Below are 14,511 nucleotides of genomic sequence, written 5' to 3' on the forward strand. Positions count from 1 at the left end.
ATGTCTAGAGTTGCATTGGGGCTGGCGTACGACGGCTCCGCTTGGCAGGGTTGGCAGACACAGCCGCATCGGCAGACGGTGCAGGACACACTGGAGTCTGCCTTGGCAAGATTCTGTGGTGTCAAGGAAGCGGTGCCCACCATATGTGCCGGCCGCACCGATACCGGGGTGCACGGCGCGATGCAGGTGGTCCATCTGGACACGGCGTTGGACCGGCGCATGGAATCCTGGGTGCGCGGTGTGAATGCCTTTCTACCGCCCAGTGTGTCAGTGCAGTGGGCGCAGGAAGTGTCAGACGAGTTTCATGCGCGTTTCTCCGCGCGTGCCCGCACCTATGTGTATCTGCTGTGGCGTGGCCGCGTGCGGCCAGCCCTGTGGGCGGGACGGGCGGGCTGGTGTTTTCAACCGCTGGACGTGGACGCCATGCGCGCCGCCGCGCAGGCCTTGGTCGGCGAACACGACTTTTCAAGCTTTCGTTCGTCGCAATGCCAAGCCAAGCATCCGGTGCGGCACATGCACCGGCTTGACATCGCGGAGCGCGGGCCGTTTCTGGTCTTCACGTTGAAGGCCAATGCGTTCCTGCATCACATGGTGCGCAACATCATGGGCGCGCTGCTCCAGGTGGGGCAGGGCAGGGAATCCGTAGCGTGGATGGCGCAGTTGCTGTCCTGGCGAGATCGCACGCAAGGCGCGCCCACCTTTTCGCCGGACGGGCTGTACTTGTCCGCGATTGAGTATCCGGCGGAGTTTGGCTTGCAAGAGCTTGATGGCGGTGCGCTGTTGTTGTCGCCATTCACGCAGTCATATTAGGAAGACGTTGTCGTCGACAGCGCCTTCATCGCGCTTATCAGAGGGGGTTTCGCCATGCAACGCCGCGCGTTTTTGAAGCACGCCGCCCTGGGAGCCGCCGGTAGCGCCACGATCGCAGCACCGGCCTTCGCGCAAGAGGCGCCGACGATAGCATGGCGGCTGGCATCCAGTTTTCCGAACGAATCGCCCACGCTGTTCGCGGGCGCTGAAGACGTTGCGCGTTATGTCGCCGAGGTCACCGACGGCCGCTTCACCATCGAGATTTTTCCGGCGGGAGACCTTGTTCAACCGGGCCAGGTGCTTGAAGCCGTACAGCATCGCGTGGTGGACTGCGGCCATACGGCGTCGACCCGTTACTTTGACGTCGATCCCGCGCTTAGCTTTGATGCCGGCGTTCCCTTCGGCTTGAACACGCGGCAGATGAATGCCTGGATGAGCGAGGGCGAAGGCCTGGCGCTGACGCGGGTGTTGTTCGACAAGTACAACATCATGAACTTCCCCTGCGGCTACACGGGCGCACAGATGGGTGGGTGGTTTCGCGGCGAGATCAAAACCGCGGACGATCTGCGCGGCCTGAAGGTGAAGGCGGGCGGCTTCGCGCGCCATGTCCTGTCGCGCCTGGGTGCCACGCCGGTGGATGTGCCAGTGGCGGAATTCTACGCGGCCTTGGAGCAGGGCACGGTCGACGCGGTGGCCTGGATTGGGCCGTACGACGATGAGAATCTGGCGCTCTATAAAGTGGCGCGCAATTATTATTTTCCAGGTTGGTGGGCCGGTACCTTGCAGCTATCGCTGTACGTGAACCAGAGCGCCTACGACGAACTTCCCAAGCCTTTCCAGTCGGCCCTGGCATTGGCGTGCCGCATGGCAACCGCCAACATGATCGCCAAGTACGACGCCGGCAATCCGGACGCGCTGCGAAGGTTGGTGTCCAAGGGGGCTCAACTGAAGGCGTTTCCCAAGCCGGTGCTGCAAGCATGCTATGAAGCGTCGATGGCGGCTTATAAGGACTTTAGCGCCAAGGATCCCATGTTCAAAAAGCTTTACGACAGCATGACCGCCTTCCGCAACAAGGAGGTGCCGTGGTTTCGCGTCGCCGAGGGCAGCTTTGATTCCCTGATCTCCACATTGGGCCAGCCCGGCGCCTGAATGCCGCTGGCGCACCCGATATACTGATACACCGCTTCCCGTTGGGCGACAGGTAAGAACGTCATGCGCACACGCATAAAAATCTGCGGATTGACCCGCGAACAAGACATCGAGGCGGCCGTTGCTGCCGGCGTCGATGCGATCGGTTTCGTCTTCTATCCCAAGAGCAAACGTTGCCTTACGCCGACGCGCGCCGCGCAGTTGCGCCGCACGGTACCAGCCTTTGTGGACGTCGTGGCATTGTTCGTGAACCCGGATCCGTCCGAGGTACAAGCCGTGCTGGATGAAGTAGAGCCGGAATTGCTGCAGTTCCACGGCGACGAGTCACCGCAGGATTGCGGCCGTTATAGCCATCGTTTTCTGCGTGCCTTCCGCGCGGGCGCGCCGGGCCTGGACACGGCGGAAAACCTGGCCACGTACTGCCGGGCTTTCGGCGAAGCGGCGGGCTGGCTGTTCGATAGCTACAGCGCCGGCTACGGTGGTAGCGGCCACGGCTTTGACTACAGCTTGCTGGACGAGGTGCGCGCGGATCCGGTGTCGCGTCCGTTGATCTTGTCGGGCGGTTTGAACGGCGATAACGTCGGCCAGGCGATCGAGCGTGTCAGGCCTTGGGGGGTCGATGTGAGCAGCGGCGTCGAGCTTGAGCAAGGAATAAAAAGTTCTGATAGAATCTCGGTCTTCGTTGATGCGGCACATGCTGCAGACACGAAATTGAAGGGAAAGTAGTGCGGTGATGTGGGCAGAAAAATGCTCACAGCTATGGCAGCGAAAGCTAGCGAAAGCAAAGCCATTACCACGCAACGAACGCAGCAAAAAATCGATTATGACGATTTGCACAGTTCAAAAAAGCACTATATAATTCTTCTTCTTTGCAGGCGGTTAGCTCAGTTGGTTAGAGCGCCACGTTGACATCGTGGAGGTCGTTGGTTCGAACCCAATACCGCCTACCAGAATACTTGCAAGAGGTGCCACGCACCGACATGAAAGCCGCATAAGTCTATGACTTTGCGGCTTTTTTGCATTTTGCCCGCCAACTGTCGCCAAGGGGTGCCAGCAGATTTAAGGGTATGAATGAGGGTAGGGCTGAAGCGGATAAGGGTAGGCCCCCAATTCCTCATTTCCCGGCGTCGGACGCGCAGCTATCAAGATAATCCGACCACCACTGCATTAACTGCCGGCGCTCATCCAGATACTCCGCGTGGTTATAGGCGCGACGGACCATATTGCGTTCCTTGTGTGCGAGCTGGCGTTCGATCACTTCCGCGCGCGCGCCGCTACGCTCGTTCATGATGGTCGACGCGAGGCCGCGGAAGCCATGGCCAGTTTGTTCCCCCTCAAACCCCAGAATCTTGAGCGCCTTGTTTATGGTCTCGGCGCTCATGGGCGTGTTGGCCGGATCCCGCAGCCCTGGAAACAGCAACCGATAGCGCCCCGTGTACTGGCCCAATTCTGCCAGCAGCGCCAGCACCTGGCGCGACAGCGGGATGACGTGGTCAGCGCCTGTTTCTTTGGCAATCAATGTCCCTTTCATCCGGCCGGCCGGAATCCGCCACAGCGCGTCATCGGTGTGAAACTCGGTCCAAGCGGCCCAGCGCAGTTCGTTGGTACGCGGGAAGGTGTGCATCATGATCTGCATGGCGATGCGCGTCTCGGGCCGGCCGTGATAGTTCCTGACTCGGGTGATCAACTTACCAAGGCTTGCCTCATCGACATGCGGGAAGTGCTTCACCGGGGCTCGCGGGTCGAGGAAGCGTTTTAGCCCTTGGGTCGGATCTGCCGGCGCTCGGCCGGTGCCCACCGCGTATTGGAAGACCATGCTGGTGGCGCTGATGAATCGGTCCGCCATATCGGGCGCCCCGCGGGCCTCAATGCGCTTCGCAGCATCCAAGACCATCTTGCCGGGGATCTCGTCCACCGCGTGTGTGCCGAAATAGGGGTAGGCGTCGTTCTTGAGCGTGTTCGAGATCCGCGCGTGATACCCATCGCTCCATGCCGGGCGCCGAAGCTTGAGCAATTCCGCCGCGACCGCCTGGAACTGCCGGTCGGCCGCCGCCTTCTGCGCCTGCGCATCTTCCTGCCGCTGGGCGACCGGGTCTTCGCCTTGAGCCAGCAACTGATCGACGCGCGCGCGCTCGGCGCGGGCGCGAGCCAACGGCACTGCAGGGTAATCGCCGAATGTGAGCATGCTCTCCTTGCCCGTCGCCGGGTTGCGGTAGCGCATGCGCCACTTCTTGGCGCCCGAACGGAGTAGTTCCAGGAACAGGCCGCCGCCGTCGAACAGCTTGTTGCCGCCGGCGGGATTGAATTTGGCCAGCCTGCATTTGGGGTCGGTCAGCGGTACAACTTGACGTGCCATTTCGTCCTCAACTCGTTTTTTTGGGAACGGCTTTATAGCCGTCGGGGTCGGCCAGCCATGCCAGGATGTCGGCGCCACGGTAGGCGGTGCAGTTCAGCGATTGGGAGGCGGGCTGCGGTGCGCGTCCCTGCAAAATCCGCTGGCGCCAGGTCTCGCGGGAAAAGGGAATGAGAAACTCAAAGTGCTGCCAGCGATACAGCCCATCCGGATGAATCGGCTTTGCCTGCACCGGCTCGCGGGTAACGTGTGATTGAGCTTGGCGTGCCATTTATAAGTCCTTGTTTTTGAGTCGAATATTTCGTTCGATGGCTTGGATGCAATCCATCAGGCCGTTGACCAGTTCGCGCATGCCGTCGAGGGCCAGCGGCGCCGTCGCCTTCACGCTGCTGATCGGGCAGCCCATATCGATGGCCAGGTACGCCTTGTCGCCGCATTGGCCGTCGTGCTGGAGGGTGATCACGCCGCTGGTGCCCGCTGGCGCAACGAAGGGGACCGTGACGCTGACGGGTTTACGCATGGGCGGGCCCCCGCTCTGGCAGGACCAGTCTGGCAAGCAGCAGAACATCGCCAGTCCAGGCCGGATAGGCAGGTTCGCCGCCGCCTGTCGTTTCCCTGCCGTAGATCGCGCGAGTTTCCTGTGCCAGTTTGGTTAACCTGATTGCAGCAGCCTGATGCGCCTGGGTGGGCTGGGGCACATCTGCAGCGGCCTCTTGCGAGAGTTCGCCGCGCTGGCGTAAGTCAGCGTCCAGCCGATCAATCACGTCGATAGCGACGCGAAGATCGTCACGACGTACGCTGCAATGGTCTGAGGAGTCGCCGGCGGCGCGCATCGTAGTGGCTTCGCGCAGGCGCGCGATGGTTGTGTAAAAGCTCATGTCGCCAGTTCCCTCCAGGTGACAACGTTGCTTGTAGCTGTGGTCAGGTGTGGCTGTGCAGCGGCGGCGCGGGTCAGGGCATCGCGCATGGCGAGGTCGTACTGCATGGGGCGCCGAACGACGGGCCGATAGGGCGGCGGGGTGACGCCGGCGCGGCACTGGTCCAGGAACCGCTCGAGGAAAGCGAGGAGGTCGGCTGGTGCCGACGCGGGCGCCGGCCAGCCGGTGCGTTCGGCAACCATCGCGGCCATTTGCAACACCGTGGTGGACGCCTTCACGGGCGCGCCGACTTTGCGCAGATGCTCGGCTGTCTGTCGGCGCGCGATCTGCATTTCGAGGGATTGGTGGCGCGGCGGGGTCATGCAGCCTCCAATTGCAGGTCCTGAATGGCGAAGTACACGGCCATGCAGCCCAGCACGTCGGCCATGGCGCTGTGTGCGTTCTCCAAGGGCTTGCCGGTGAAGAACTGGACAGCCTCGCCCAGGTTCGCGGTCTTGTAGTGGGTCCGGCCTGCCGCGAGCATCTTCGCGGTGGGAGGGGCCTTCACGATGGGCGTGGCCAGGCGCGCGGTGCATTCTGCGGCGCCGTTCTTCCATGCCTCAAGATCCGCCTCCAGCTCGCCGGCACGGTGCTGGGCGATCCGGACGATGCGGGCATCAAACTGTTCGTTGTGGGCGATGCGCGTGCGCCCACGCCACAATTCCAGGAACATGGATAGCGCCAGTGATTCCGGCACGCCCACCGCGACCGCATGTTCGGTGGTGATTCCGTGCACCGCGGCGACCTCGTCGGGAATAGTCCAGCCGTCAGGCCGAACGATGAGATCCAAGCTGGCGACAATTTCGCGCGAGTCCAGATCCACCAGGGCGGCCGCCAATTGCACGATATGCGGCTGATCGGGGTGTTCAGACGGCATCCCGAACTTGGGCAGACCGCTGGTTTCGGTGTCGTAGAAGAATCCCAGGTTTTGCATGTTGTCGTCCTTTTCAGGCGGCCGCGCGCAGCTTGGGCTGCTCGGTCGTGCCGTTTTCAATCCAGAAGGTGGTAAAGGCGTCGGTGGGCGCGGCGGGCAGCGATTTCAGCGTGCCCAGCACCAGGATGGTGTCGAGGCGGCCGTCGGTGGCGAGCGCGTCGACCAGGCCGAGCGCGTCGCCGCGGCCCGGTAGGTCCAGGCAGTCGAAGCGGTCAAGGATCAGGCAGCGCAGACCGGAGATTTCAGCCAGGGCGGCGCCGACGAGCGCGTCCACGCGCCAGCGTTCGGACTCGGACAGCAGGCGATAGGGGCGGCCGGCGAAGGTGATGACCATGTCGGCGCCGATCGCGGGCACGCGCCAGCCGGCCAGGTCGGCCAGATCGGCCAGCTTGTCGTTCACCGGTTGCAGCGCCTCGGCCAGGATTTCGCCCGGGATACCGTCAGGCGACAGGGCGTCGCCAATCGCGGACCAGGCCATTACATCCTGGTGGTAGCGTGCGGCGTTCGCCGTGCGCTCAGTGGCGCTGGTGGCGGCCCGCTTGGCGTTTAGCAGCAGTTGGACGCGCTCATCGATTGCCTTGCGTTCGGCGCGCAGCGCGGCCACCTTGGCGCGCGCGGCTTCCACGTCGGCGGGCTGGACTGCCTCGGGCGCGGCGCCGTCCTGTAGCTGGGCGACGGCCGCTTCGGCCGTGGCGATGTCGCGGCGGTCGTTCTCCACGCTGCGCGCCATCAGGTCGCGGGCCTCGATGGCCTTGGGCAGCGCGCCAGCGGCCTCGGCGTCGCCGGCGGCGCCGATCTTGCCGTACTGGTGCTCATACTCGGTGATAGCGACCAGCGACTTGCCGTGAAGGGGCACCGAGAAGTGCTCTTCAGCCAGCGTGTCGAAAGCCTCGCTCAAGCATTCAGCCAGCGCATGCACCAGCCCGACGCGTGGCCCGGATCCGGCCTTCGCCTGCAGCTCATCCACGCGCGCGCCCAACTTGGCATGCTCTTCCTGGTCAAACTCCAGCTTCTGGCGCAGCGCCGGCAATTGGGCCGCCTTGGCCTGGCGCGCGGCCAACTGATCGCGGGCAGCCGCGTAGGCCGTAGCCTTTTGCTCCAGGGCGCCCAGGGACTGCGCGGTCGCGTCGATACGGCTGTCCAGTGCGGTCAAGTCGGCTCGCGCCTTGTCCAACGCGGCCGGGTCGAAGGGCGGGATTTCTGCCTTCCAGCCTTCTGCCTTCTGGCTACCCCACTGTTCGCCGGCGGCGACCTTCCAGGCACCTTTGGCCTCGGTCGCTTGCCCCTTGGCGAATTCCGCGCCGCCGGCGAAGCCGGTGCGCAGGATGGGCTTGATCTGGGTGACGAGCGGTGCGGCGCAGCCGCGCGCGAACAGGCGGCGCTCGATTCCGTCTGCCTTGACGTTGGTCCCGGTCAGCGCGAACAGCAGGCTGCGGCGTTCGTCGGGCTTGGCAGCGGCGAAGCGCTCAGGCGCCAGGACATACGGCAAGGCGGGCGATTGGGGCACCAGGGCTTCGCCCGACTGCGCCCCTTTGGGCAGGCTGATGCCGACGGCGCCTTCGTCCAGATCCAACGTCACGGCGCCCAGCTTGGCGCCATCGCTGACCAGGGCGCCATATTCCTTTTTCAGCCCCACGCGCTCGGGCGTGCCCAACAGTGCGAGGCGCACAGCCTCCGCGATGCTGGACTTGCCGGCGCCGTTCGGACCGGCGATCAAGGCGGCCGGCGTGCGCAGCACCAGGTCCACGGCGCGCGCGCCTTGGAAGTTCTCAGTGGTGATTCGGTTGATTCGCATGGTTGCTCCTTATGCGCGTAGCTCGCGGCTGCCGTTGGACGCCATGGCGGACACCAGGCCGGCCGTTTCCATGGATTCAAGGAGACGGGCGGCGCGGTTGTAGCCAATGCGCAGATGGCGTTGAACAAGGGAGACGGATGCGCGGCGGTGCTTGCGCACGATCGTGACGGCGTCCATGTACAGCGGGTCGACGGCGTCGTCGGTGTCACCGTCGTCGCCCTCGAGCGCAAGTTGGCCAGGCGCCGCCGCTGCCGCTGATTCGTGGATCTGCTTCTCGCCTCCGAGGGCGTAGACCAATTCGGCGAGCAGCTTGACGATCTCGCCGGCCATAAGGAGAAACTCCGCATCGAAGACCTCGGCATCCGTGTCTTGAGCGGGGTGGTTCTCTTTCAGCAGGTCCAGCGGCCGGATCTTGCGGATGTCCAGATCCTCGGTCAGTTCGAACGAGATCCGATCCGACCAGGTCATGGCCAGGCGCGTGCATTGCTTGCCTGACTGGATGTGGCGGCGCACGTCGTCGGCGTCGATGGAATGCTTCACATAGCGGATGGCCGCGCCGCTTTCGCCAGATGAACGCAATTCAGCGTCCTGGTCGATGCTGAAACTGGTCGGCGGCTCGTCGGCTGCCAGCCAGCCGGTCATGGCGGATGCCGGCGATTGCGCCACGTACAGGTTTTCGATCGGAAACGGGTCGACGCACTTGGCCAGCAGCCCGATAACGATGTCGGCCTTCGCGGGCGTGCTGGTGTCGATGATCAGCCAGCGTTCGATAGTGTCAATCCACAGGCGGATATCGTCGTACTGCGTTAAGGCTGTGGGCAGTTTCTCGTCGATGATCGCTTCGCGGATTTCCTTCAATTGCTTCTTGCCGGGCTTGTAGCCCTGTTGCTGTTCGATTTGCAGCGCACGCGCGGTGGTCGCCTGGGCGATCGCCTTGCCCGGCAGCAACTTGGCTTCAATGCGCAGCGTCAGCAGCAGCTTGCCGCTCACCGCGTGCGCCAGGTCGGCCCCCTCGCGTGGCGGCACCCAGCCGATAGACTGGCGCTGCAATTCGCCGGCGGGCACATAAGCATGCGCCTCCAGTGCTTCGTTCAGTTCGTCAAGGTTCCAGAAAGGCGCGGCGGACGTGATGCGGTAGATTTTTGCGTTCTTGAACATGGCTGCTCCCTTATTCCGGCGCGGCCACGCGGCGGCGCGGCGCGCGCTGCTGGGCGCTGGTCAGGGTCAGGCGCAACTGCTGGTACAGCCGGTTGAGGCGATCGCGCTCTTCAATGTCTGCGATGCCGGGCAGGTAGTCGGCAGCGATGTCCAGGACGTCAAGCGACTTCGCCGCGCGCAACTGTTCCTCAACCTTGGCTGGGTCCAGGGCTTCACCGCCGTCGTCTTCACTGGCGCCGGCAGTTGGATCCGCATTGGTTGCCACATCCGGCGCTGCGGTTTGCGCGGGGTCATCAGTCTCGGCCTGCGCCTTTGCAAGGGCTGTGTCCGGGGCGGCCTGGGCGGCCTTGGTATCGCGGGATTCGACGTCAGTGACGTCGGCGGCCGCCGGCTGGCGCTGGGTCGGCGCAGCGCTGCCGCGCAGTTCATCCACGTTCACGCTGATCGTGCCATCCGGACCGGTGCTTGCCTCGATGATGTCCTGTGCCTCTTCGACCGTCTGCAAGCCCATCAGCAATTCGGGCGCATAGAGCTTTCCGAAGAACGACGCGGTGCGATAGCGCAGCATGACCTCGTCCATGGTCTGCCACTTGCTGCCATTCTTCGTGTACCAGCCTTCCAGCACCGCCATTTCGATCGACACGGCGGGCGACTCGATGACCTCGCCGGTTTCTTTCTCGATGGCCCAGGCTACGCACACCTTGTCGTTGATCCTGACTTTCTCGACCTTGGTGTGCCGCTGGTTGCTCTCCCAATAGGTCGACTTGTATTCAATCTCGCGTTCGCCGCGGCTCTCGATGCGAAACCGCAAAGGGGAGAACCTGCCGCAACCATTGATCGCGGCGATGATCCACTGAGACGACCAGGACGGTCGGCCTTCGACGATGTACAGGTTCTGCATGACCATCAGCGGGTCAGCGCCCATGCGCTGCGCCATGTTCAGAGCGACAACGGAGTTGGCAAGCGCGTTGGGGTTCTCACGGCTTTCCTTGACGTTGCCGAAGCGGTCCAGCTTCTCAATGGTCTGCCGATAGGCCACCGGCACCAGGGTGCTGCTGGACAGCAGGCGCGCGGCGCGCTGCATAAGTTCGAAGCCCTGAAGACTGCCGAAGCCGGGGGCCACAATGGGCATCTGCGCCTCCGGCGCGGCGCGCAGGGTTTGAACGGTTGCGGTCTGGGTCGTCATGTTCAACGTCCTTTGGTCTGTTGAGCGCGGTAATCCGCGGCGGTGGCAATAGAAATGGTTTGGCGTTCGTGCGGCTTGGCCTCGGTGTCGTACTGCTTGACCTGGCTGGCCATAAATTCGGCCGGATCCCAAGCGAGGTGCTGGGTGATGACGGGCGGGCGTTTGCCGTTGGGATCGGTACGCCGGACGAACACGTCGCGGCTGACGGGGTGCAAGGACATGTGGGCTCCTATTGATGGAAAAGGCAGGTGGACCAGCGGGCGCAATACTTCTCGCTGCAAAGGACGCTGGAGGGGTTCGGGGGGAAGAGGCCAGTGCGAAACATGGCGGCGGCGTGCTGAAGCAAGCCCGGGCGGTCGTCTTCGCCGACCATGACGCGGCGCGCGTCAAAGACCGGGCTGACAGCGGTCTCAGCGGTGGCGCCGGTCGAAAGGGCGATGATCTGGGCGCCGACGGTGCGCACATTTTTCGTGTGCTCGTACATGAGCTGATACGTGCCCGTCTGCGCGGCATGGCCGCGCGTGACCGCCTTTCCGTCGGCGATGATCCGCGCGCCAGTCTTGACGTCGGGAATCACGATCCCGCCTTCGGCTTCGGCCACGCGCGCGCGGTCCATCGTGCCGGTCAGGCGCACGGTCAAGCCGTTGCCGCAATCAATGGACAGCGGCTCTAGCTGCGTCTCCACATCGATGTAGTGAAAGCGCGGCGCCACGTCGGCGCAGTAGCGCACTAGCAGCGTCAACGCAATGCGTTCAGCGTCACGGATAGACAGCTTGTCCGCCGCACGGTCGACCTCAAAGGCCGGGTTGTGCAGCTCGTCCACCAGCACGCCGGCGGCATCGTCCGGCGAACATTCAGTGCCATCCAGGCGGGCGCGGTCATAGGCAGCGGTACCGGCGTGGACGGCCGTGCCCAGCAATGCGCGCATTCCGGAGGGCTTCTTCATGCCGAGGATGTGCGTGGCCTCCCAGGCGTGGGCGCAGTCGAAGAGGCGGCCCCAGCTTGAGGCGCGGACGGTGAAAACGTTGGGTTGCATGGCGGCGGCTCCGGTCATTTGGAGGCCTGCTGCTGGGCGCCGGCGCGCAGGGCGGCGGCTTCGTCGGCCTGCTGCACGTAGCCATAGGAGATAACGGCGCAGACCAGGGCGATGGCGCCGACGGCGTGATCGCGATCGAGGGCGTGAAAGAAGCGGCGGATCATTGAACGTCCCCTTCGGCAAGCGACGGGAAGCTCTCGTCGCTGTCTCGGCGAGCCAGATAGCCGCGGTGCTGTCCGGCGCGGGCCGCCTGCTTGTTGGCTTTGCAGGACTTCGAGCAGAAGCGGGCCCAGCCGCGGGCGCGGTCGGCCGTCCTGGCGGTGAACGTGCCGCCGCACGTTTGACACTGGTATCGGGCGGTGGAGGTCATTGCTGCTCCCCCTTGGCCTTGGCGACAGCGGCGCGCAGGTCGTGCTCCATCCGCTTGGTGTGGCGTTCTGCTTTCCCCGAACCGTCCCAGGTGTCGAGCGCATTGAGGTAGCGCTGCGCTGCTTGAAGCAGGTTCGGCGCGCCAACCAACAGGTGGGCGTTGGCTTCGACCTGGCTGTCGTCGCCGACTTCGGCGTGGATGATCAGACACCGGTCGCCGCGGTCATCGGCCAAGGTGGCGATCACGTAGTGGTCGGCATCAACGCCGTGCTTTGCCTTCGTGCAGAGCCAGGGGCCGGGCGTGTGCTGGGCGCTCATGCTTGCCTCGCGTAGTCGGAGTCGGGCACGATCACGACGTCGCCGCGGATCTGGTGAGGGATGCCGCGGGCTTCTTGGTACAGGCGCGTGGCCGCCGGGTTGACGGGCAGACCCTTGCTGATGCCGTCGTCGTCAACCAGCATTACGTGCACGCGGTCAGCGAGGCTGACGGTGTCCAGTGCATCGGCGCCGATCATTTGGCAGACATCTTGGATGGCATGTGGGCCGTGCAGCACGGTTTCGGCGCCATCGGCGCGAATCAGCTTGCGGGTCGACGTCATGCCCGACCCCCTTGCTCGTCGTCCAGGGCGGCCTGGGCGATCTGCGCCAGTTCGGTGTCGCGGTCCGCGTAGCCGGTAGCACCGCCAGCAACCTGCGCCAGTGCGTTGCGCAGGCGGGAATTGGCCAGGCGCAACGCCATGTTCTTCGATTGCAAGGCGGCTTCGGTCACCATCTTGGGCTGATCGTGCTCGGCCGCAACGAACGGCCGGCCCGCGAGCGCGGCTTCTGCACGGCTGGCGATCCAGCGCAGGCGACGGGTCTGCGACGAGCTGGCGCGCGCGGTGCGCATGATGTGGTCGAGCGCGTCATGCAGCACTACTTCGCGTTCGGGTGAAAGGGTTGGGGCGTTCATAGCTGGCGGTTCTCCGAAGTTGACGCCGCGCTGGCGCGGATCTGCCGGCTGGGCATGCAGGTGAAGTCGATGCGGGTGCCGAACGGGAACACCGCCAGCACGTCGAGGCATTCGGCTTGGCTGGTGAAGCGGTCGATAACCATCACGGGCGGCCGGTCACCGCCGGGCGGCAGAAATGCCAGCAGGACCCAAAACGTGGCGGCGGTCATGCGCGTCCCCACGGATCGGTGCGTCGGCGATAGGCGGCGAACTCATCAATGGCGCGCGCCATGGCGTAGGCGAGGGGGAAAAGGAGGAGGGCGGCGATCACTTGCGCGGCCTCTTGCGGCGCTTGAAAAATGCGCGCAGTTCGGTGGCGAGAACGACCAGGCCGACGGTGAGGAAGCCCGCCATCAGACGGCCTCCTTGATGGTGCCGGGGGAGCGCTCAATCAGCATGCGCGCGCGCTTCAGCAGCTCGTCCTGCAATGTCTTAACGCCAGGCGCGCTGGCGCGCTGGTCGAAGGGCCATTTGCTGAGAGCTGAGAGCGCGACACCGGCGGCAGCCTGGGGTGCCAGGTCGCACTGCAGGGTTTCGTTCCACCAATCCAGGCCTTCGCCAAAGGCGGCGGTGGTGCGACCGGCAAACAAGTCGAAGAGGACGCTTAGGAGGTCGGCGTCGTTCATCTCTGAGGGACCGACGGATGCTTCGCAAGGAAAGGCGCCGTGGGACGGGATGTGGTTGGGGCCGTCGCGTAGGGCGGGGAGGCGATGCAGGGCCTCGGTGCGGGCGACGACGCGCGTGGCCGCCTGCTTATTGCTGTTCATGATCTTCTCCCTGTTGCCCCGGGGATTCAGGGCATAGGAGAAATATAAGGCATGCCTAATAACTCATCAATAGGCATGCCTAATTTAAGTTGTAACAGGCAAAGAAAAACCGCCCGGAGGCGGTTGGAGATTGTGCGCGGTTATTGCTTTGGTGGAAGGGTATAGGGTTGGAAGCCTGGGCTATCCTTGTGCGTCCACCAGTTGGATGACTCCAAGGCTCTAACGGCTTTCGCTACGGTTTCTTGCACCGCCACTTGCTGCTTCGTAGCCTCACTCAACTGCTGCTGGAGAGCGACTTGTTTTTGCTCTGTCTGCTGGACCGCGGTTTGCAGATCCCTGCGAGCTTCACTGATCAACTTTTCAGTCTCTCGGCCAGAATCGAAGCTGCCAACGGCCAGCGCTACAACCCCCACAATTACACCCATCGTGGCGGCAGCCGCCTTCCAGGCAGTGCTCTTCTGCTCTGCGCCTTGTGCCTTGATATCACGCAAGGCGTCTTCAATCCGCGAAAGACGCCCATCCATCTTCGCTTCGATGGTTGCGAGCTTCGCATCGAGTTCGGGGCGTGGTACATGGTCCATCTGGGTATTCTCGTGCGATCGACTCCCCAAGGCAAGCGCCCTAGACATTTCGTCCGCTCGCTGCTTAAGGTGCTCTCGCGTTGAGCGGATGTCGTCACTTTCCTGAATCATTCTCGCCTTCCATGGTTTTCCATGTTTTCTTGATGGCAGCCAAAACCTCCTTCAATTGGTCAGTGGCTTCAACGACGGACAATCGCTGCGTTGTCAGACCTAACCCAATATCTACGGCATCTAGGGCTGCGTCCACGGCATCTGCGTGGGCCGTCTTCGCATTGAGTAACTGCATTCGCAGATTCTCAAGTTCATCGGTCATTTAGAAGCATCCATACTGGTTACACGTCTTCGAAAACGTGTTGCCTCGGCTGTCGGTCCCATAGGTGTGGGTCTGATTTCCCAAGGTCTGCGTGGTGGAGTTCCACGTATTCCCGTTCGACGCCGTGCCGAAATGCTGGGTCGTGTTTCCAA

At 63.6% G+C, this 14,511-nt stretch carries 23 protein-coding genes, 1 tRNA gene and 1 pseudogene; 4 read left to right on the forward strand and 21 right to left on the reverse strand.

The features are described from left to right. The 4 genes from truA to WBR68_RS08530 all read left to right on the forward strand — a co-directional run bounded on the left by truA (position 1) and on the right by WBR68_RS08530 (position 2,909). Positions 1–810: a tRNA pseudouridine(38-40) synthase TruA gene (gene truA, locus WBR68_RS08515; protein ID WP_050448623.1), complete on the forward strand. Its 810-nt coding sequence runs from the start codon at positions 1–3 to the stop codon at positions 808–810. Between the two features lie 54 nt (positions 811–864). Then, positions 865–1,959, forward strand: a complete 1,095-nt coding sequence (locus WBR68_RS08520) for a TRAP transporter substrate-binding protein (protein ID WP_230693926.1) — start codon at positions 865–867, stop codon at positions 1,957–1,959. 63 nt (positions 1,960–2,022) lie between these two features. Beyond that, a complete protein-coding gene (locus tag WBR68_RS08525; RefSeq protein WP_050448621.1) occupies positions 2,023–2,685 on the forward strand; it encodes a phosphoribosylanthranilate isomerase in 663 nt (220 codons plus the stop codon). Between the two features lie 147 nt (positions 2,686–2,832). Next, positions 2,833–2,909 (forward strand) — tRNA-Val (locus WBR68_RS08530). A 164-nt stretch (positions 2,910–3,073) separates the two neighbouring features. On the opposite strand, the gene WBR68_RS08535 is transcribed toward WBR68_RS08530, so the two are convergent. The 21 genes and pseudogenes from WBR68_RS08535 to WBR68_RS08635 form a co-directional block, all read right to left on the reverse strand. Next, positions 3,074–4,315, reverse strand: a complete 1,242-nt coding sequence (locus tag WBR68_RS08535; RefSeq protein ID WP_230693927.1) for a tyrosine-type recombinase/integrase — start codon at positions 4,313–4,315, stop codon at positions 3,074–3,076. Between the two features lie 7 nt (positions 4,316–4,322). Continuing rightward, positions 4,323–4,583, reverse strand: coding sequence for a helix-turn-helix transcriptional regulator (locus WBR68_RS08540; protein WP_230693928.1), 261 nt, complete (start codon positions 4,581–4,583; stop codon positions 4,323–4,325). Continuing rightward, positions 4,584–4,832 (reverse strand): hypothetical protein, encoded by a 249-nt coding sequence (locus WBR68_RS08545; RefSeq protein WP_230693929.1) that lies wholly within the window; start codon positions 4,830–4,832, stop codon positions 4,584–4,586. Beyond that, positions 4,825–5,190, reverse strand: a complete 366-nt coding sequence (locus tag WBR68_RS08550) for a hypothetical protein (RefSeq protein ID WP_230693930.1) — start codon at positions 5,188–5,190, stop codon at positions 4,825–4,827. The genes WBR68_RS08545 and WBR68_RS08550 overlap by 8 nt, the downstream gene beginning before the upstream one ends. After that, positions 5,187–5,552 (reverse strand): hypothetical protein, encoded by a 366-nt coding sequence (locus WBR68_RS08555; RefSeq protein WP_230693931.1) that lies wholly within the window; start codon positions 5,550–5,552, stop codon positions 5,187–5,189. Before WBR68_RS08555 ends, WBR68_RS08550 begins: the two co-directional genes overlap by 4 nt. Then, a complete protein-coding gene (locus WBR68_RS08560; protein ID WP_230693932.1) occupies positions 5,549–6,163 on the reverse strand; it encodes a 3'-5' exonuclease in 615 nt (204 codons plus the stop codon). Before WBR68_RS08560 ends, WBR68_RS08555 begins: the two co-directional genes overlap by 4 nt. Positions 6,164–6,176: 13 nt before the next feature. Continuing rightward, complete coding sequence (locus WBR68_RS08565) at positions 6,177–7,958, reverse strand: AAA family ATPase (RefSeq protein ID WP_230693933.1); 1,782 nt, start codon at positions 7,956–7,958, stop codon at positions 6,177–6,179. 9 nt (positions 7,959–7,967) lie between these two features. Further along, on the reverse strand, positions 7,968–8,225 hold the full coding sequence (locus tag WBR68_RS08570; RefSeq protein ID WP_342490496.1) for a DNA translocase FtsK: 258 nt from the start codon (positions 8,223–8,225) through the stop codon (positions 7,968–7,970). Continuing rightward, positions 8,214–9,116: pseudogene (locus WBR68_RS08575) on the reverse strand (recombination-associated protein RdgC); the annotation flags it as partial. The gene WBR68_RS08570 and the pseudogene WBR68_RS08575, both read right to left, overlap by 12 nt. A gap of 10 nt (positions 9,117–9,126) precedes the next feature. After that, positions 9,127–10,302, reverse strand: coding sequence for a hypothetical protein (locus WBR68_RS08580; protein WP_230693934.1), 1,176 nt, complete (start codon positions 10,300–10,302; stop codon positions 9,127–9,129). A gap of 2 nt (positions 10,303–10,304) precedes the next feature. Further along, complete coding sequence (locus WBR68_RS08585) at positions 10,305–10,523, reverse strand: hypothetical protein (RefSeq protein ID WP_230693935.1); 219 nt, start codon at positions 10,521–10,523, stop codon at positions 10,305–10,307. 8 nt (positions 10,524–10,531) lie between these two features. After that, positions 10,532–11,338: a RecB family exonuclease gene (locus tag WBR68_RS08590; protein WP_230693936.1), complete on the reverse strand. Its 807-nt coding sequence runs from the start codon at positions 11,336–11,338 to the stop codon at positions 10,532–10,534. 14 nt (positions 11,339–11,352) lie between these two features. After that, positions 11,353–11,502 (reverse strand): hypothetical protein, encoded by a 150-nt coding sequence (locus WBR68_RS08595; protein ID WP_230693937.1) that lies wholly within the window; start codon positions 11,500–11,502, stop codon positions 11,353–11,355. After that, positions 11,499–11,708: a hypothetical protein gene (locus WBR68_RS08600; protein ID WP_230693938.1), complete on the reverse strand. Its 210-nt coding sequence runs from the start codon at positions 11,706–11,708 to the stop codon at positions 11,499–11,501. Before WBR68_RS08600 ends, WBR68_RS08595 begins: the two co-directional genes overlap by 4 nt. Beyond that, positions 11,705–12,025 carry a hypothetical protein gene (locus WBR68_RS08605; RefSeq protein WP_230693939.1) on the reverse strand — a complete coding sequence of 107 codons (321 nt, stop codon included), beginning with the start codon at positions 12,023–12,025 and terminating at the stop codon, positions 11,705–11,707. The genes WBR68_RS08600 and WBR68_RS08605 overlap by 4 nt, the downstream gene beginning before the upstream one ends. Continuing rightward, complete coding sequence (locus WBR68_RS08610) at positions 12,022–12,306, reverse strand: DUF3846 domain-containing protein (RefSeq protein WP_230693940.1); 285 nt, start codon at positions 12,304–12,306, stop codon at positions 12,022–12,024. The genes WBR68_RS08605 and WBR68_RS08610 overlap by 4 nt, the downstream gene beginning before the upstream one ends. Continuing rightward, positions 12,303–12,659 (reverse strand): hypothetical protein, encoded by a 357-nt coding sequence (locus WBR68_RS08615; protein ID WP_230693941.1) that lies wholly within the window; start codon positions 12,657–12,659, stop codon positions 12,303–12,305. The genes WBR68_RS08610 and WBR68_RS08615 overlap by 4 nt, the downstream gene beginning before the upstream one ends. Then, on the reverse strand, positions 12,656–12,868 hold the full coding sequence (locus tag WBR68_RS08620; RefSeq protein ID WP_230693942.1) for a hypothetical protein: 213 nt from the start codon (positions 12,866–12,868) through the stop codon (positions 12,656–12,658). The genes WBR68_RS08615 and WBR68_RS08620 overlap by 4 nt, the downstream gene beginning before the upstream one ends. Positions 12,869–13,051: 183 nt before the next feature. Beyond that, on the reverse strand, positions 13,052–13,465 hold the full coding sequence (locus WBR68_RS08625) for a hypothetical protein (protein WP_230693943.1): 414 nt from the start codon (positions 13,463–13,465) through the stop codon (positions 13,052–13,054). A 140-nt stretch (positions 13,466–13,605) separates the two neighbouring features. Then, positions 13,606–14,157 carry a hypothetical protein gene (locus WBR68_RS08630; RefSeq protein ID WP_230693944.1) on the reverse strand — a complete coding sequence of 184 codons (552 nt, stop codon included), beginning with the start codon at positions 14,155–14,157 and terminating at the stop codon, positions 13,606–13,608. After that, entirely contained in the window at positions 14,141–14,359 is a 219-nt protein-coding gene (locus WBR68_RS08635) for a hypothetical protein (RefSeq protein ID WP_230693945.1), read from the reverse strand. The genes WBR68_RS08630 and WBR68_RS08635 overlap by 17 nt, the downstream gene beginning before the upstream one ends. Positions 14,360–14,511: the final 152 nt, after the last annotated feature.

It is taken from the genome of Achromobacter sp. JD-1 (genome assembly GCF_038594925.1).
GTDB classification, from domain to species: Bacteria; Pseudomonadota; Gammaproteobacteria; order Burkholderiales; family Burkholderiaceae_B; genus Achromobacter; species Achromobacter spanius_C.

Coding starts and splice junctions, on each gene's coding strand:
- WBR68_RS08595 (WP_230693937.1), bottom strand. CDS start 11,502: ATGATCCGCCGCTTCTTTCACGCCCTCGATCGCGATCACGCCGTCGGC.
- WBR68_RS08615 (WP_230693941.1), bottom strand. CDS start 12,659: ATGAACGCCCCAACCCTTTCACCCGAACGCGAAGTAGTGCTGCATGAC.
- WBR68_RS08630 (WP_230693944.1), bottom strand. CDS start 14,157: ATGATTCAGGAAAGTGACGACATCCGCTCAACGCGAGAGCACCTTAAG.
- WBR68_RS08625 (WP_230693943.1), bottom strand. CDS start 13,465: ATGAACAGCAATAAGCAGGCGGCCACGCGCGTCGTCGCCCGCACCGAG.
- WBR68_RS08590 (WP_230693936.1), bottom strand. CDS start 11,338: ATGCAACCCAACGTTTTCACCGTCCGCGCCTCAAGCTGGGGCCGCCTC.
- WBR68_RS08605 (WP_230693939.1), bottom strand. CDS start 12,025: ATGAGCGCCCAGCACACGCCCGGCCCCTGGCTCTGCACGAAGGCAAAG.
- WBR68_RS08620 (WP_230693942.1), bottom strand. CDS start 12,868: ATGACCGCCGCCACGTTTTGGGTCCTGCTGGCATTTCTGCCGCCCGGC.
- WBR68_RS08600 (WP_230693938.1), bottom strand. CDS start 11,708: ATGACCTCCACCGCCCGATACCAGTGTCAAACGTGCGGCGGCACGTTC.
- WBR68_RS08555 (WP_230693931.1), bottom strand. CDS start 5,552: ATGACCCCGCCGCGCCACCAATCCCTCGAAATGCAGATCGCGCGCCGA.
- truA (WP_050448623.1), top strand. CDS start 1: ATGTCTAGAGTTGCATTGGGGCTGGCGTACGACGGCTCCGCTTGGCAG.
- WBR68_RS08635 (WP_230693945.1), bottom strand. CDS start 14,359: ATGACCGATGAACTTGAGAATCTGCGAATGCAGTTACTCAATGCGAAG.
- WBR68_RS08545 (WP_230693929.1), bottom strand. CDS start 4,832: ATGCGTAAACCCGTCAGCGTCACGGTCCCCTTCGTTGCGCCAGCGGGC.
- WBR68_RS08610 (WP_230693940.1), bottom strand. CDS start 12,306: ATGACGTCGACCCGCAAGCTGATTCGCGCCGATGGCGCCGAAACCGTG.
- WBR68_RS08550 (WP_230693930.1), bottom strand. CDS start 5,190: ATGAGCTTTTACACAACCATCGCGCGCCTGCGCGAAGCCACTACGATG.
- WBR68_RS08525 (WP_050448621.1), top strand. CDS start 2,023: ATGCGCACACGCATAAAAATCTGCGGATTGACCCGCGAACAAGACATC.
- WBR68_RS08535 (WP_230693927.1), bottom strand. CDS start 4,315: ATGGCACGTCAAGTTGTACCGCTGACCGACCCCAAATGCAGGCTGGCC.
- WBR68_RS08520 (WP_230693926.1), top strand. CDS start 865: ATGCAACGCCGCGCGTTTTTGAAGCACGCCGCCCTGGGAGCCGCCGGT.
- WBR68_RS08565 (WP_230693933.1), bottom strand. CDS start 7,958: ATGCGAATCAACCGAATCACCACTGAGAACTTCCAAGGCGCGCGCGCC.
- WBR68_RS08585 (WP_230693935.1), bottom strand. CDS start 10,523: ATGTCCTTGCACCCCGTCAGCCGCGACGTGTTCGTCCGGCGTACCGAT.
- WBR68_RS08540 (WP_230693928.1), bottom strand. CDS start 4,583: ATGGCACGCCAAGCTCAATCACACGTTACCCGCGAGCCGGTGCAGGCA.
- WBR68_RS08560 (WP_230693932.1), bottom strand. CDS start 6,163: ATGCAAAACCTGGGATTCTTCTACGACACCGAAACCAGCGGTCTGCCC.
- WBR68_RS08580 (WP_230693934.1), bottom strand. CDS start 10,302: ATGACGACCCAGACCGCAACCGTTCAAACCCTGCGCGCCGCGCCGGAG.